This window comes from Devosia chinhatensis (genome assembly GCF_000969445.1).
In the GTDB taxonomy this organism is placed as follows: Bacteria; Pseudomonadota; Alphaproteobacteria; order Rhizobiales; family Devosiaceae; genus Devosia; species Devosia chinhatensis.
In genome coordinates this window covers 2,020,198-2,035,262 of sequence record NZ_JZEY01000054.1, presented here as the reverse complement: position 1 = coordinate 2,035,262, position 15,065 = coordinate 2,020,198, and the positions used below count along the sequence as shown (strand labels likewise).

Sequence of the window (15,065 nt, the reverse complement as noted above, 5' to 3'; positions counted from 1 at the left end):
GTCTTCTTGGGGGCTTTAACCTTGCCGGCAAGCATATCCATTGTGGTTCTCCTTAAGCGCGCTTTTCAAGGCGGGATCGCAGGAAGATTGCGATGGCGTTGAGAGTGATCATGAAAGCCAGCAGCACCATGATGGCGGCGGAAGTGCGCGGCTCGAAGAAATTGCGGTTCTCATTGCCCTGCCAGAGGAAGATCTGGACGGGCAGGGCGGTGGCCTGATCAAGGGGCGTGCCCGGTACGGAGGCGACGAAGGCATTCATGCCGATGAGCAGCAGCGGGGCGGTTTCCCCCATGGCCTGTGCCACGCCGATGATGGTGGCGGTGAGGATGGACGGGAAGGTCACGGGCAGGACGTGGTGGAACACCATCTGCGTCTTGCTTGCACCCATGCCCAGAGCGGCCTGACGGAGGGCCGGGGACACGCCCTTGAGTGCGGCGCGGGTGGCGATGATGATGGTGGGCAGGGTCATCAGCGTCAGCACGAGGCCGCCGGCCAGGGGAGCCGAAAGCGGCAGGCGGAACCAGTTGATGAAGACCGCGGCGCCCAGAAGGCCAAAGACGATGGAGGGCACGGCGGCGAGGTTGTTGATATTGACCTCGATGAGATCGGTCAGCCGCGACTTGGGCGCGAATTCCTCGAGATAGATGGCGCTGCCCACCCCGAGCGGCACGGCCAGCACGATGACGATCAGCATCATCCAGAACGTGCCCATGAGCGCGCCGAGCAGGCCAGCGGAGGCGGGCGCGGAGCGGCTGTCGACATTGGTGAAGAGCGACCAGGCAAAGCCCTGGGTGATGGTGCCGTTTTCCTCGAAAATGTCGATGAGCGCACGGGCGGGGGCCGAGAGCTGCTGCTGGGCGTCGCCGAGGTCGCGGTTGATGTTGCCCTTGGCCCAGTTGTCGGTGTTTGCCGAGCCGAGCACGTCGATGGTCACGGTCTGCCCAAGCAGGCCGGGGTTTTCTACAAAGGCCTGGCGCACGCGGTGGCGGGCATCGCTTTCGGGGATGGTGAGCAGCTGGCGGCTGTCGATCTCGAAGCCTTCGGGCGCAGCCCGGCGCAGGGCCGCCTCGATGACAGTGTTCCAGTTGAGCATGGCCACCTGGCGCTCCCAGGCGAGACGCTGCGAGCGGTAGTCCGCATCGGACTGTCCGGCGGCGCGGACAGGCGCGGGATCGACATTGAGGACCTCGGGATCGAAGGTCACTTCAAGGCGCAGATTGGCCTGGGTGAAGGCCGGAATACCCTTGCGCAGCACATCGGTGAACAGCAGGGCGACAAAGCCCAGCGCCAGGCAGATGGCGACGATGCCGAACAGTCGGAACAGGCGTTCGCCCAGATGGCGGCGGGCGAGGCCGGCGCGCACCAGTTTGCGCCGTTCGGCGGCGGAAGCGAGCGTGGTGTCGGTCATTCGTACTGCTCCCGGAAGCGGCGGACGATGTAGAGGGCGACGATGTTGAGGCATAGCGTCATGATGAAGAGCGTGAGGCCCAGCGCGAAGGCGACCAGCGATTGCGGGCCGGTGAAATCGGTATCGCCGGTGAGCTGGTTGACGATGGAGACGGTAATCGTCGAGACCGGCTCGAGCGGATTGCCGCGCAGGATCGGGGCGTTGCCGGCGGCCAACACCACGATCATGGTTTCGCCGATGGCGCGGCTGACGGCGAGGAGGAAGGCGCCGACAATGCCGGGCAAGGCGGCAGGCAGCAGCACATTGCGGATGGTTTCGGACTGGGTCGCGCCCAAGCCATAAGCGCCATCGCGCAGGGTGCGCGGCACCTGGTTGAGAATGTCGTCGGAAAGCGAGGAGATGAACGGGATGATCATCACGCCCATGACGAGGCCCGCTGTCAGGGCCGAGGTCGCGCTGATGGAGAGGCCAACCGCATTGCCGAAGTCGCGCAGGAAGGGGCCGACGGTGACCAGGGCGAAGAAGCCATAGACGATGGTGGGAATGCCGGCGAGGATCTCGATGATCGGCTTGACGATCTTGCGCACATTGGCGTGGGCATATTGATTGAGATAGATGGCCGCCATCAGCCCCACCGGCACGGCCACGAGCATGGCGATGGCCGAGATCATCAGGGTGCCGGTGAGCAGCGGAAGAAGGCCATACTGACCGGCATCGCCGGTGCCGGTGGAGCTGAACCGGGGCGCCCAGACGGTGCCGAAGAAGAAGTCGAGCGGGTTGATATAGGTAAAGAAGCGGAAAGCTTCGGTGACCAGCGAGGCAACGATACCCACGGTGGTGAAAATGGCGACGGCCGAACAGGCGATCAGCAGCACAGAAATGGCGCGCTCGACCTCGTTACGGGCCCGAAGGCGGGGGCTGATGCGACGGCGGGCCAGGGTCAGGCCCAGAACGCCGAGGCCGGCAGCCGCAGCCAGCATGATGAGGAAGGAGAGAAGCTGGAAGCGGGCGAGGTTTTCGCCGGCGGCCTGCTCGAAGGGCTGAACTTCACCGGTCACGCCAAAGCCGGAGGCCAGATCGCGGATGCGCTGCAATTGCGCGTTGAGACCGAGCTGGTCGAGGCCCGTCAGCACTTCGGTGGGAAGCAGGGATACGGTGTACCAATGGGTGACGCCGGGCGAAAAGAACGCCCAGATGGCGAGAAAGAGAACAACAGGCACGAGGGTCCAGAGGGCCACCAGGGTGCCGTGATACTGGCCGCGCGAATGGACGCGCACGCCGTTTGCCGTCGAGAGCGCCCGGCTCTTGGACCAGCCCAGCTGATAGGCCAGGCCGAGAAGGACGATAAGCAGACCGGCGACGATGAAGGTGTTCACTTGTCAGACGTCCTCGATGGAGTGCCGCGCGAATATGCAGGCCGCGGACCCTGACAAGGCAGAGCCCGCGACCGGCAGATCTGGGTTACTGGCCGGCCTGGAAGGCGGCGAGAACTTCAGCGGTCTTTTCGGCCGGCTGGGGGATCAGGCCGGCGGATTCCAGAATGCCGCCCATGCCGGAAACGCCTTCGGACAGGAAGTATTCGGTGAACTCGGCGAGGCCCGGAATGGTGCCGATGTGCTGGCCCTTGACGTAGAAGAAGAGCGGGCGGGACACGGGGTACTCACCGGCAGCAACGGTTTCCAGCGACGGCTCGACGCCATCGACGGTGGCAACCTTGAGGGTGTCGCGGTTCTGGTCGTAGAAGGACAGGCCGAAGACGCCGACAGTGTTGGGATCGGCAGTCAGGCGGGCGAGGGTCTCGGTGTAGTCACCGGCGATCTCGACCACGACGTCCTGGCGGAACGTGGTTTCGACGGCTTCGATTTCCTCGTCGGAGAGGCCTTCGGGCAGCTCGGCTGCTTCGGCGCCGGGGGTCACGACGCGCTCCTGGAAGACTTCACGGGTGCCGTGATTGGAGCCCGGAATGGCCAGCGCGATCGGCTGCTCGGGGAGCGAGGGGTCGATCTGGTTCCAGGTGGTGTAGGGATTGTCGACGAGCTCGCCATCGACCGGCACCTTGGCAGCAATGGCCTTGAAGACCTGAACCGGGGTCAGGGCGAAATCGGGGCCGTTGGACGAGGAGGCGAAGACGATGCCGTCAAAGCCGAACTGGACCTCACGGATATCGGTGACGCCGGCGGCGGTGCAGGCTTCGCGTTCGCTGTCGCGCATGGCGCGGGAGGCATTGGCGATGTCGATGGTGTTTTCGCCAACGCCTTCACAGAACTGGCGGAAGCCGCCGCCCGTGCCGCCCGAACCGACGACCGGAGTATTGAACTCAGGGAACGTGGCGCCGAATTCTTCGGCGACGATCGAGGCAAAGGGCAGGACCGTGGACGAGCCGGCGATCTGGATGGTGTCGCGCGACTGAGCGAAAGCCGGAGCAGCGCCGAAGGCGGCGAGCGCGAGGACAGCGGCACTGGCGTAGAGTGCGGTCTTCATGGAAGTTCCCTTTCGGAATTCATTTGCAAACATGGCCAGCCGCTTCTGTGGGCCGCCCTGTGACGCGGCAGACCATAGGAGGGCTCGGCAACGGTTTTATTGCAGTTCCATGACTGGTTTGTGACAGTGCAAGTCCCGGAAATTGTTCCCTAATTTCTGGAATAACCTGCCGGCATGACGGGCGCCGCCACATAGAATGTGACGCTCGCAGGCGAGTCCACATCTGTCGCCGCTGGCCCATGGCCGGGATGTGACATCCCACTCCTCAGCGCAGGAGCGGGCGCAGCTCGGCCTGGACCTTGCGCATGAGCGGCAGGAAATGGGCGATCATCCGCGACGTCGGGGCGCGAGCCGTCTGGGCCCCGATATTGATGGCGGCGACCACCCGGCCGGTCGCGTCGCTAAGCGGCACGCCGATGGAACAAAGGCCCAGTTCCAGTTCCTGATCGATGACGGCAAAGCCCTGAGCCGCCACGACGGCGAGTTCGGTGGTGATGCTGGCCATGTCCGCCTTGGTGCGGTCGGTATAGGCGATGAGTTCGGAGCGCTCGAGAATGGCCTCGGCCTCGGATGCCGGCAAGGCGGCCAGAAGGGTGCGGCCCATAGACGTGCAATAGGCGGGCAGGCGGGCGCCGGGGGCAAGATTGATCGACATCACGCGACGGGTGGAGGCGCGGGCGACATAGAGAATGTCAGTGCCTTCCAGCACGGCGGCAGAGGTGCTTTCGCTGGTGGCGCGCGACAATTCCTCGAGGAAGGGCTGGATCAGCCGGGGGAGGGGCGTTGCCGCGAGATAGGAATGGCCGAGCTTGAGAATGCGCGGGGTCAGTTCGAAAAACTTGCCATCATAGGTGGCATAGCCCAGATGCACGAGCGTCAGCAGGCATCGTCGTGCGGTGGCGCGTTCCAACCCGGTGCGCTCGGCCACGTCGGTGATCGACATGCGGGCATGTTCCTCGTCGAAGCATTCGACCACGGCGAGGCCGCGAACCAGTCCATTGATAATGTCGCCGTCTCGCATGGGCGGGCCTCGAACATTGTGCGCATGGCGAATTATACGACGCGAAGGCGAGTGCGGGAAGGCGCGAGAGGCTAGGATGCAGGCGCGTCGAACGGGGTCATATCTCTCCCGTCGGAGCGATGCGAGGGGAGGCGGAATGGCGCGCCTGCGCGGCCCCGCGGGCAGAGCGCGCGTGGCTGGTGCTGCCAGGTGAAGATTTTTCCACCGGCAGCACAAACTTGCTGACAAGTCCTCTTTGACAGAGGGCGCGTCCCTGCTAAGACCCCCGGCAAGGGCCTATAGCTCAATGGTTAGAGCCGACCGCTCATAACGGTCTGGTTCCAGGTTCGAGTCCTGGTGGGCCCACCAGTTTGAGGCCGTTTCAGCTTTGGCTGAGACGGCCTTTTTGCTGGCGCTTTTCTCCCTGGCCTAGAGAGAGGTCGCCATCAGCGAGGCGTTGCCGCCGGCGGCGGTGGTGTCGATGCAGACATGGCGTTCCAGATAGAGACGCGCGGCATCGGCGGGGCTGGTGAGCAGGGGCAAAAGGGCGCCGTTGCGGCGGCTGAGCGCACGGCGGACCGCGGCAAGGCTCTCGCTATCGCCGAACCAGGCGACCGCGTCGAAGCCGGTGCCGGTTTCGAGCGCGGCAATATCGGCATCGGCTTCCCGTGTGGATACATTGGCAAGCCGCGCCATTTCCTTCTGCGCTGCCACGTCATCGGGGCTGGGGCCGAGGCAGAGAAGAGTGCCGCGCGGTCGGGTGGACAGACGATTGCTCTCTCCGGTCGGTCCGGGCAGGTCGAGGCCTTGGGGCAGGGGGGCAGCGCCGGTCAGGAAGCGCGGCAGATAATTGGGGCCACCCGCCTTGGGGCCCGTTCCGGAGAGGCCTTCGCCGCCGAAGGGCTGGGAGCCGACGACGGCGCCGATCTGGTTGCGATTGACATAGACATTGCCGACATGGACCGCGTTGGCGACCCGATCGATGCGGGCCGATATGCGGGTATGAAGGCCGAAGGTCAGGCCGTAGCCGGATGCGTTGATGGCGGCGATCACCTGATCAAGCGCGTCGGCCTTGAAGGTGGCCACATGCAGGACCGGCCCGAAGATTTCCTCGGGCAGATCGGCGATGGACTTTACCCGCAGCAGGGTGGGAGCGATGAAATGGCCCTCGGCAGGCGTGGCCAGCCGGTGCACAAGGGCATCGGGGCGCGCTGCGACGTAGTCGGCTATGCGGGTCTGTGCGGCCTTGTCGATCACCGGGCCGATGTCGCTGGCGAGGTGCCAGGGATCACCCAGGGTGAGTTCGTCCATGGCGCCCTGCAGCATTTCGAGCGTGCGCTCGGCCACGTCTTCCTGGACATAGAGGATGCGCAGGGCCGAACAGCGTTGGCCCGCGGACTGGAAGGCCGAGGCGACGATGTCGCGCACAGCCTGCTCGGGCAAAGCGGTCGAGTCCACGATCATGGCATTAAGGCCGCCGGTTTCGGCTATAAGCGGGGCACGCGGATCGAGATGGGTGGCCATGGCCTGCTCGATGCGGCGGGCGGTGGGCAGCGAGCCGGTAAAGGCCACCCCGGCAATGGCCGGATCCGATGTCAGGGCCGTGCCGACATCCGGGCCACCGGGCAGGAGCTGGATCGCATCAGCCGGTATGCCGGCCTCGTGCATGAGCTGGACGGCGCGGAAGGCGATGAGCGGGGTCTGCGGCGCGGGCTTGGCGAGAACCGGATTGCCGGCGACAAGGGCCGCGGCGATCTGGCCGGTAAAAATGGCGAGCGGGAAATTCCACGGCGAGATGCAGGCGACGGGCCCGATGGGAGACCCGGACTGGATCAGCGCCTGATCGGCATAATAGCGCAGGAAGTCCACCGCTTCGCGCAGTTCGGCGACGGCATCGGCCCAGGTCTTGCCGGCTTCGCGGGCCAGGAGGGCGAAGAATTCGGCGCTGTTGGCCTCATAGAGATCGGCAACGCGGCGCAGGCGGTCGGCCCGCTCCGCCACGGCGATTTCGGACCAGCCGGAATTGCGTGCCGCCGCGATGGCGGCATGGACCCGGGCGGTATCGGCTTCGCTCACACTGCCGAGCCGATCATCGGGCCGGGCGGGGTTGACCATGTCGCGCGGGGCCTGGGCGGAGCTGCCGGCCGCCAGGGGGAAGGCAGACCATTGGTGGGTGCGATAGGGGTCGCGGCGGGTATCCATGGTGCCGAAGGCGACAGGATCGGTCAGGTCGAGGCCATCGGAATTGCGGCGCGCGCCGAAAATGGCCGCGGGCTGGGGGATTGCAGGATTGGCGAGATCGTCACCGAGGGGGAGCAGCTTCTCGATTGGATCGACGGCGACGTCTCTTGCCGGAATGGTTTCGTCGGCAATCTGGTTGACGAAGGAGCCGTTGGCGCCGTTTTCGAGCAGGCGCCGCACGAGATAGGCCAGAAGATCCTTGTGGGGGCCGACCGGGGCATAGATGCGGGTGGTGGTGCCGCTATCCTGGCGCAGGATCTCGTGCAATTGCTCGCCCATGCCATGCAGCCGCTGCAATTCGTAGGTGTCGCTCGGGCGGCCTTGTTTCTTGGCCAGATGAAGGACGGCGGCCGCCGTGTGGGCGTTGTGGCTGGCGAACTGGGGATAGATGTTGGCGGTAGCAAAGAGGTGGCGCGCGGCCGCGATATAGCTGACATCGGTCGATGCCTTGCGGGTGAAGACGGGGAAATCGGGCAGGCCAAGCACCTGGGCGCGCTTGATCTCGGCATCCCAATAGGCGCCCTTGACCAGGCGCACCATGATCTTGCGACCGAACTTTTCGGCGGTCGCGTCGAGCCAGTCGATCAGCGGCAGGATGCGCTTGCCATAGGCCTGGACCACCACACCGAAACCGGTCCAGCCGGCAAGGTCTGGCGTGGCCAGGACGGCTTCGATGACGTCGAGCGACAGGTCGAGGCGATCGGCTTCCTCGGCGTCGATATTGAAGCCCATATTGGCCTTGGCGGCGGCGCGCGCCAGCGTGCGGGTGGTCTCGACCAGTTCTGCCAGGACCCGGTCGCGCTGGGCGAATTCATAGCGCGGATGCAGGGCGCTGAGCTTGATGGAGATGCCGGGATTGTCGCGGACAGCGGCGCTGGTGCAGCGGGGCGCCAGAGTGGTGATGGCCTTGAGATAGGCGTCGAAATAACGGCGCGCATCGTCGGCGGTGCGGGCGGCCTCGCCCAGCATGTCATAGGAGAAGCGATAGCCAATGGCCTCGGGCTTGCGGGCATTGGACACCGCTTCCTCGATGCTGCGGCCAAAGACGAACTGGCTGCCGAGAATGCGCATGGCCTGGCCGACCGCCGTGCGGATCACCGGCTCGCCCAGCCTGGCAATGGCGCGGTGAAGGGCGTTTTTCGGGCCCACTTCGGGGGTGCCGATGACGCTGGAGGTGAGGCCCAGCGCCCAGGAGGAGAAATTGACCAGAGGATCGGCGGAACCGCCGGCATGGCGAGCCCAGTCGGCGCCGCCGACCTTGTCCTGGATGAGCGCATCGACGGTGGCGCTGTCCGGCACGCGGAGCAGCGCTTCGGCAAGCGACATCAGCGCGATGCCTTCTTCGGTATCAAGACCATATTCGGCGAGGAAACTTTCCATCAGGCCCGGACGGCCCTTGCCGCGCACGGCCTCGATCAGGCGCGCCGCTTCGGCAGAGATCGCGGAGCGCTCTGCGCTGTCGAGACCGGTCTGCTCGATCATGTGCCGAACGAGCGTGTTCTCGTCGGCATAAAGGTGGTCGCGAAGGGCCTGGCGGGCGCGGATCTGATCCATGGGGGTGCTCGAATGTTGACGGTACAAGAATGCCAGAGATCAAACAGCGCTTTTGCCTATCTTGGGCTACTCGGCTAGGAAGAAGAAATGTTGATGAGGGTTGCGGCAGGTAAAATGCCCATGAAAGACGGTATGGATAGTGAATTGGACGCCCTGGATCGGCGTATCCTGGCGGAGCTGGAGCGCGATGGGCGGATCAGCGTGGCCGAGCTCAGCCGGAAAGTGAACCTGTCCAAGACGCCTTGCGCGGCGCGTATCAAGCGGCTCGAGCAATCGGGCCATATCCTGGGCTACCGGGCGGTGATCAATCCGCAACGCATGGGGCTTTCGCACGTGGCCTTCGTGGAAGTGCGGCTCAGCGACACGCGCAAGCCGGCGCTGGAAGCCTTCAACAAGGCGGTGCGGGCTTTGCCGGAGGTGGAGCGGGCGCATATGATCGCGTCCAATTTCGACTATCTCCTGCAGGTGCGCACCAAAGACATCGCCGCCTATCGGGAAGTGCTGGGCGAAAAGATTTCGGCACTGCCCCATGTGGCCCATACGTCCACGCATGTGTCGATGGAGGCGGTCAAGGAAGACGAAGGCTAGGTGCTTGCCCCCCGGGGATGGCGGGTCTATACCGGCGGGACGGTCTGCAGTTCACCGAGGCGTCGCCGTCCCGCGAGGGAAGCTAAACCTGCCCGATCCTGATCCTTCGACAGCGCATCTTCCCGTGCCCGTCGCAAGTCGGCGACCCTGACACCGCCTCCGCGCGGAACGGCACGCTTCAGGATGAGCCATGTCGAGACAAATCCAATCCATGACCATTGCCGATCTTTCGGCCTTTGCCCGAACGCTGCGCGAGCAGATCGGCAAGCATGACGGCCTGCCCAGCCATGTCGAAATGCTCAATATGCTGGCGAGGGCTGCCGGCTTCCGCAATTTCCAGCATTTCAAGGCGGCCAGCGCCACGGCGGTGCCGCTCGAGCCGGTGGACCTCAAGCTGGTCGAGAAAGTCAGCCGGCACTTCGATAGGCAGGGCGTGCTGATGCGCTGGCCGGCCAAGAACAGCCTGCAGCCCCTGTGTCTCTGGGCGTTGTGGAGCCATATGGAGCCGGGCCGTGACTATAGCGACGCCGAAAACACCGCGCTGCTGAATGCCTGGGCCAGCTTTGGCGATCATGCGCTGTTGCGACGGGCCATGGCCGATATGGGCTATGTGGACCGGACGCCGGACGGGCGCACCTATCGGCGCATCGAGCAGAAGCCACCCGGCGAATTGTCGGCGTTGCTGAAAAAGATCACCACGCAGGACGCATGACGGCGGCCGGGCCTTGTGCCCGGCGGCTTGGCTCAGACCCGCTTGGAGATGATGCGCGCCATGGCGATGCGGGAGCTGATATCGCCCATGCCGATGGCCTGCTGTTTCTGGATAGCGCTGAAACCACTGGCATGGGCATTGAGCCGAGCGGCGTCTTCCCGGGCGAGAGCGCGCCGCTCGCGATGGAAGGTCAACTGCTCGTAGGACGAGCGTTGGTAGGCATTCCAGCGCGTCATTTTTCCCGATATGGCCATGGATAAAGCATGGCCCGCACCGGTTAATGCGGGCTTAACGGCTAATGTTGGAGCACGACCAGGCCAGCGGCACCGGCCATCATGGCGCCTGCAGTCTTGTTGAGGCGCCCCAAGGCCTTCTCGCTGCGGAACATGTCGCGGGCAGCCGAAGCCAGCCAAGCATAGCCACAGCCGATGATCAGCAGGACGATCACCACGATCGCAGTGAGTTCGATGAAGGCGAGCGGGTTCATTTCGCCCAGTGGGACCACGGTGGGCAGAATGGCGAGATAGAAGACGATGGTCTTGGGATTGCCCATGGTCAGCGAAAAGCCAGCGAGAAAGGTCTTCCAGGGTGCTTCGTTCTTGGGCTTCATCTGTTCGGCGCCGGGCTTGGCCGTCCAGAACTTCCAGGCGATGTAAAGCAGATAGGCCGCGCCGGCCCAGCGGACGATCGTGAAGATGGCGCCGAAATGGGTAGCGATCGCGGCAAGACCAAAGACGGCAAAGAGGAAATAGACCAGATCGCCCGCGAGGATGCCGAGCACCATGGGGAAGGCGCCGCGGAAGCCGCCGCCCAGGGCGCGGGCGACCACGGCAGCAACGCCTGGGCCCGGAACCAGAACGGCAATGGCATAGGCCAGGGTGAAAGCGGCGAGCGTGAAGAGATCCATGGCCAAAGCGTCCAGACGAGAGAGTGCGGACATTATTCCGAGCGCGGGTCCTTGACCAGAGCGGTTGACGTGGGGCGCGGGACGATTATGTTCTAGCGATCGCAACCCGACCGGACGGTATCCAATGGATCGCATCCCACACGCACAGCCAACCTGCTCTGCCACTGGGAACCTTTCGATCCATGCCCCTATCCGTGACGATTTCGCATCTGACCTATACGGGTCCTGATAACCGCACCCTCTTTTCCAACCTTGACCTGACCTTCGGCCCCGGGCGCACCGGGCTTGTGGGTCGCAATGGCGTGGGCAAGAGCACGCTGTTTCGCCTGATCTCGGGCACGCTGACGCCTGCGTCAGGCGCCATCATGGTCAGCGGGCGTATCGGCCTGCTACGCCAGCAGGTTCAGCCCCAGCCCGAGGAAACGATCGCCGATCTTTTCGGTGTCCGCGACGGGCTCGCGCTCGTCGAGCGGGCGATGGCCGGGCTGGCTGAAGCCGAAGAGCTGGCCGAAGCGGACTGGACCCTCGAGGCGCGGCTGGGGGAGGCCCTGGCGGCCCTCAAGCTTTCGGTGACGCCACAGACAAGGCTGTCGACGCTTTCGGGCGGGCAGCGAACACGGGCGGCGCTGGCGGCGCTGGTATTCGACGGACCTGACCTGATCCTGCTCGACGAGCCAACCAACAATCTCGATGCGGAAGGTCGTGCGGCGGTCACCGAGATGCTGGCGCGCTGGCGTGGCGCCGCCATCGTGATCAGCCACGATCGCGACCTGCTGGACACCATGGATGCCATAGTCGAACTGACAGGGCTGGGCGCGACGACCTATGGCGGCAATTGGAGCTTTTACCGCGAGCGCAAGGCGCTGGACCTGGCCAATGCCCAGCATGATCTCGACGTGGCAGAGAAGCAGGTTCGCGATGCGGCCCGGGCGGCACAGGACGCGCGGGAAAAGCAGGACAAGCGCGATGCCAGCGGCCGGAGGAAGGGCGCCAGGGGCGACATGCCCAAGATCGTGATGGGCGGCCTCAAGCGGCAAGCGGAGGCGACGGCCGGCGGCCTCGACCGGCTGGCGCAGAAACAGGCCGATGCCGTGGAGGCGCAAGCGGAGGCGGCACGGGCGCGAATCGAGGTTTTGGCGCCCTTCGCGGTCAAGCTGCCCTCAAGCGGTGTGCCGTCGGGCAAGGTGTTGTTGCGGGCCAGCGGACTGACCGGCGGGCATGACCCGGAGCATCCGGTGATCCGCGATTTCGCCATGGACATGATCGGACCCGAACGTGTGGCGATCACCGGGCCGAACGGCGTGGGCAAGACCAGCCTGCTCAAGCTGCTGACGGGGCAATTGCAGCCGCTATCGGGATCGGTGCAGATCGGGGGCAAGCTGGCTTTGCTCGACCAGCAGGTCGGGCTGCTGGACCGGGGCGAGACCATTCTCGAGAACTTTCGGCGGCTCAATCCGGAAAGCTCGGTCAATGATTGCCGCGCGGTTCTGGCGGCGTTCCAGTTCCGCAATGCGGCGGCCCTGCAAGAGGTGGGTACCCTGAGCGGCGGGGAAATGCTGCGGGCCGGGCTCGCCTGCGTGCTGGGCGGCGGCGTGCCCCCCATGCTGATTGTGCTGGACGAGCCGACCAACCATCTCGATGTGGCGGCGGTGGAAGTGGTGGAGGCGGGGCTCCGTGCCTACGACGGGGCCCTGCTGGTGGTCAGTCACGACCGGGCGTTTCTGGAAAATATCGGCGTGGGCCGGGAGGTGCGGCTCTGACCTCTCCCCGGGGGGAGAGGGTAGCCTTCGGCTATCAGGGCAGGCGGGCCAGCCTTTCGGTCAGCAGCTTATAGAAGCCCTCGGCGTTACCGGAGCGGAAATAGGTCGCGTTATAGGCGCGACCGGTGACGTGCCAGTAATCCACCACGGTCATGCCGACCGTCAGCTCGCTGGCGGTTTCGATGGCCACGTTGCAATGGCGACCCTCGAACAGGTCGGGCTGGAGCAGGTAGGCAATGACGGTGGGGTCGTGCAGAGGCGCGCCGTCCCAGCCGTATTTCTTGAGATCGAAGCTCTCCGAGAAGGTGAGCATGTCATGGACGGCCTGCCCGCTCTTGTTGCCAATGGCCTTGATGGCGGCGAGGCGGGCGGGCGTGGACTGGATCATGTGGGTGACGTCGAGCGGCTGAATGGTGATCGGTGCACCGCAGCGCATGACGACATCGGCCGCCTCGGGGTCCACATAGATGTTGAACTCGGCGGCCGGGGTGATGTTGCCCACCTCGAAATAGGCGCCGCCCATCATGACGATTTCCTGGATGCGCTCGGCAATGGCCGGCTGCTTGACCAGTGCCATGGCGATATTGGTCAGCGGCCCCAGAGTGCAGAGGGTGATGGTCTTGGGCTCGGCATTCATCAAGGTTTCGATGATGTAGTCTACGCCATGCTGGGCCTGGAGCGGAATGGTGGGCTCGGGAAGGTCGGGGCCGTTGAGACCAGTTTCTCCGTGCACGTGTTCGGCCGTGACCAGATGGCGGCGCATGGGGCGCGAGCAGCCCGCATAGACGGGGATGTCGGTGCGGCCGGACAGCTCGACGACCTTGCGGGCATTGATGGCGTTCTGATGCACGCCGACATTGCCGGCAACGGCGACGATGCCCAACACGTCCAATTCCTCGGGCGAGGCCAGGGCCAGCAGGATGGCGACGGCGTCGTCCTGGCCGGGATCGGTGTCGATGATGATCTTGCGCGTCATGTCTGTTCTTCTGGGCAAAGGAGCGGATTCGGGCCGAGCTTATCCAAGCGCAAGGGCATGGTCGATGACCGAGATGGGCGCAGGAACGAATGTCCCCGCCGAAACGTTGGCTGGCATTCCCAAAGGTGGACACAGTATGCTGCAGCCAGGCGTCAAGGGGCGTCCCATCGACATGAATGAAAGCCAGTTCGAGCGGGTGCTCGGCAACGCGTCGCGACTGGCCATCGTCTTTGTCGGTTTCGTCGTCCTGCTGATGGCGCTGCAGGCCGGACAGGTGTTCCTGGCGCCGGTGACGCTGGCTATCGTCATCGGGCTGATGTTCGGCCCCGTGGCTGATCGGCTGGAACGCTGGGGCGTGCCGCCGGCGCTGTCGGCGGGCATCGTGGTGCTTTTGCTGCTTGGTGTCATCGGCGGCTTTGGAACATTGTTCGCGGTGCCGCTCAGCGACTGGGTGGCGCGGGCGCCGCTCATCTGGGAAAAGCTTCAGCAGCAGATCGCCAATCTGCGGGAGCCGCTGCAGTCGATCAGCGACTTCCAAGCGCAGATCGGCTCGATTCTGGGCACGGGTGAAGCCATGTCGGTGACCGTGGAGGATGGCAGCGCGGTGACGGGTATGGCCATGCTCGCCCCGGCAATCCTGGCGCAGATCGCTATTTTCCTCGCCAGCCTCTACTTCTTCGTCGCGACCCGCGACCATATCCGCATGTCGGTGCTCTCGATGTGCGTGACGCGCCGCATGCGCTGGCGCACGGCGCATGTTTTCCGTGACGTCGAGTTCAAGGTCAGCCGGTTCCTGCTGTCAGTGACCATGATCAATATCTGCGTCGGTACAGCTGTGACCCTGGCCATGTGGGCCATCGGCATGCCGTCGCCGCTCCTGTGGGGCGCCATGGCCGGCGTGCTCAATTATGTGCCCTATGTTGGGCAGGCCATCATGGTGACGACGCTTGTGGCTGTGGGGCTTGGCACGCAGACCAATCTCGTGGACATCCTGCTGCCGGTCATCTGCTATGCCAGCATCAACTTTGTCGAAGGCCAGATCTTTACACCGCATTTCATCGGGCGGACGCTGACGCTCAATCCCTTCGTAATCTTCCTGTCCATCACCTTCTGGATCTGGGCCTGGGGACCGGTGGGAGGGCTTGTGGCGGTGCCGACACTGCTGATCGCGCAATCTATCATTTCGCACGCCCTGCCAAGCAAGCCGGTGCAGCCCAAACGGCCGGTGCGACGAACCAAATATATGTCCGACCGGGACGAATTGCTGGCCAATGCCGCCCAGGTCATCCGCGAAAAGCGACATGGCGACGATAACGAGCAGCGCAAGCAGGAGCGGCTCGAGCCCCCATCGGGCACAGCGCCGAGCGGTATCGAGCCGGGCGGGACCTGAAGGCAAGCCATGCATCGGTGATGCTTGACGGCAGGGCCAAAGCGGCAC

Annotated in this window: 12 protein-coding genes and 1 tRNA gene; 5 read left to right on the top strand and 8 right to left on the bottom strand. The window is 64.6% G+C overall.

Annotation, left to right across the window (positions count from 1 at the left end; all coding sequences use genetic code 11):
- Positions 1-52: 52 nt before the first annotated feature.
- The 4 genes from pstA to VE26_RS09790 form a co-directional block, all read right to left on the bottom strand.
- Positions 53-1,408, bottom strand: a complete 1,356-nt coding sequence (pstA, locus tag VE26_RS09805) for a phosphate ABC transporter permease PstA (RefSeq protein WP_046104759.1) — start codon at positions 1,406-1,408, stop codon at positions 53-55.
- Entirely contained in the window at positions 1,405-2,784 is a 1,380-nt protein-coding gene (pstC, locus tag VE26_RS09800; RefSeq protein ID WP_046104758.1) for a phosphate ABC transporter permease subunit PstC, read from the bottom strand. Before pstC ends, pstA begins: the two co-directional genes overlap by 4 nt.
- An 85-nt stretch (positions 2,785-2,869) precedes the next feature.
- Positions 2,870-3,889 (bottom strand): PstS family phosphate ABC transporter substrate-binding protein, encoded by a 1,020-nt coding sequence (locus VE26_RS09795; RefSeq protein WP_046104757.1) that lies wholly within the window; start codon positions 3,887-3,889, stop codon positions 2,870-2,872.
- A 265-nt stretch (positions 3,890-4,154) separates the two neighbouring features.
- Positions 4,155-4,910, bottom strand: a complete 756-nt coding sequence (locus tag VE26_RS09790) for an IclR family transcriptional regulator domain-containing protein (RefSeq protein ID WP_046104756.1) — start codon at positions 4,908-4,910, stop codon at positions 4,155-4,157.
- Between the two features lie 272 nt (positions 4,911-5,182).
- Between VE26_RS09790 and VE26_RS09785 the strand changes: the two genes are divergently transcribed.
- Positions 5,183-5,258 (top strand) — tRNA-Ile (locus VE26_RS09785).
- Positions 5,259-5,318: 60 nt separating this feature from the next.
- Here the strand turns inward: VE26_RS09785 and putA are convergent.
- Positions 5,319-8,684, bottom strand: a complete 3,366-nt coding sequence (putA, locus tag VE26_RS09780) for a bifunctional proline dehydrogenase/L-glutamate gamma-semialdehyde dehydrogenase PutA (RefSeq protein WP_046104755.1) — start codon at positions 8,682-8,684, stop codon at positions 5,319-5,321.
- A 132-nt stretch (positions 8,685-8,816) separates the two neighbouring features.
- On the opposite strand from putA, the gene VE26_RS09775 reads away from it, so the two are divergent.
- Complete coding sequence (locus VE26_RS09775) at positions 8,817-9,272, top strand: Lrp/AsnC family transcriptional regulator (RefSeq protein ID WP_152658787.1); 456 nt, start codon at positions 8,817-8,819, stop codon at positions 9,270-9,272.
- A 190-nt stretch (positions 9,273-9,462) separates the two neighbouring features.
- A complete protein-coding gene (locus VE26_RS09770) occupies positions 9,463-9,984 on the top strand; it encodes a DUF2087 domain-containing protein (RefSeq protein ID WP_046104753.1) in 522 nt (173 codons plus the stop codon).
- 32 nt (positions 9,985-10,016) lie between these two features.
- Here the strand turns inward: VE26_RS09770 and VE26_RS09765 are convergent, their stop codons facing one another.
- On the bottom strand, positions 10,017-10,220 hold the full coding sequence (locus VE26_RS09765; RefSeq protein WP_046104752.1) for a hypothetical protein: 204 nt from the start codon (positions 10,218-10,220) through the stop codon (positions 10,017-10,019).
- 59 nt (positions 10,221-10,279) lie between these two features.
- Positions 10,280-10,891, bottom strand: a complete 612-nt coding sequence (locus VE26_RS09760) for a LysE family translocator (RefSeq protein ID WP_046104751.1) — start codon at positions 10,889-10,891, stop codon at positions 10,280-10,282.
- Between the two features lie 182 nt (positions 10,892-11,073).
- Between VE26_RS09760 and VE26_RS09755 the strand changes: the two genes are divergently transcribed.
- Positions 11,074-12,651: an ABC-F family ATP-binding cassette domain-containing protein gene (locus VE26_RS09755; protein ID WP_046104750.1), complete on the top strand. Its 1,578-nt coding sequence runs from the start codon at positions 11,074-11,076 to the stop codon at positions 12,649-12,651.
- A gap of 34 nt (positions 12,652-12,685) precedes the next feature.
- Here the strand turns inward: VE26_RS09755 and VE26_RS09750 are convergent, their stop codons facing one another.
- Positions 12,686-13,627: a nucleoside hydrolase gene (locus VE26_RS09750; protein ID WP_046104749.1), complete on the bottom strand. Its 942-nt coding sequence runs from the start codon at positions 13,625-13,627 to the stop codon at positions 12,686-12,688.
- A gap of 136 nt (positions 13,628-13,763) precedes the next feature.
- On the opposite strand from VE26_RS09750, the gene VE26_RS09745 reads away from it, so the two are divergent.
- A complete protein-coding gene (locus VE26_RS09745; protein WP_052715795.1) occupies positions 13,764-15,017 on the top strand; it encodes an AI-2E family transporter in 1,254 nt (417 codons plus the stop codon).
- Positions 15,018-15,065 lie beyond the last annotated feature (48 nt).

Bases quoted from the DNA above. Each gene is read 5' to 3' on its own strand.
- VE26_RS09790 (WP_046104756.1), bottom strand. From the start codon at position 4,910: ATGCGAGACGGCGACATTATCAATGGACTGGTTCGCGGCCTCGCCGTG.
- pstA (WP_046104759.1), bottom strand. From the start codon at position 1,408: ATGACCGACACCACGCTCGCTTCCGCCGCCGAACGGCGCAAACTGGTG.
- VE26_RS09755 (WP_046104750.1), top strand. From the start codon at position 11,074: ATGCCCCTATCCGTGACGATTTCGCATCTGACCTATACGGGTCCTGAT.
- putA (WP_046104755.1), bottom strand. From the start codon at position 8,684: ATGGATCAGATCCGCGCCCGCCAGGCCCTTCGCGACCACCTTTATGCC.
- VE26_RS09745 (WP_052715795.1), top strand. From the start codon at position 13,764: ATGCTGCAGCCAGGCGTCAAGGGGCGTCCCATCGACATGAATGAAAGC.
- VE26_RS09795 (WP_046104757.1), bottom strand. From the start codon at position 3,889: ATGAAGACCGCACTCTACGCCAGTGCCGCTGTCCTCGCGCTCGCCGCC.
- VE26_RS09760 (WP_046104751.1), bottom strand. From the start codon at position 10,891: ATGGATCTCTTCACGCTCGCCGCTTTCACCCTGGCCTATGCCATTGCC.
- VE26_RS09770 (WP_046104753.1), top strand. From the start codon at position 9,463: ATGTCGAGACAAATCCAATCCATGACCATTGCCGATCTTTCGGCCTTT.
- VE26_RS09765 (WP_046104752.1), bottom strand. From the start codon at position 10,220: ATGACGCGCTGGAATGCCTACCAACGCTCGTCCTACGAGCAGTTGACC.
- VE26_RS09750 (WP_046104749.1), bottom strand. From the start codon at position 13,627: ATGACGCGCAAGATCATCATCGACACCGATCCCGGCCAGGACGACGCC.
- VE26_RS09775 (WP_152658787.1), top strand. From the start codon at position 8,817: ATGGATAGTGAATTGGACGCCCTGGATCGGCGTATCCTGGCGGAGCTG.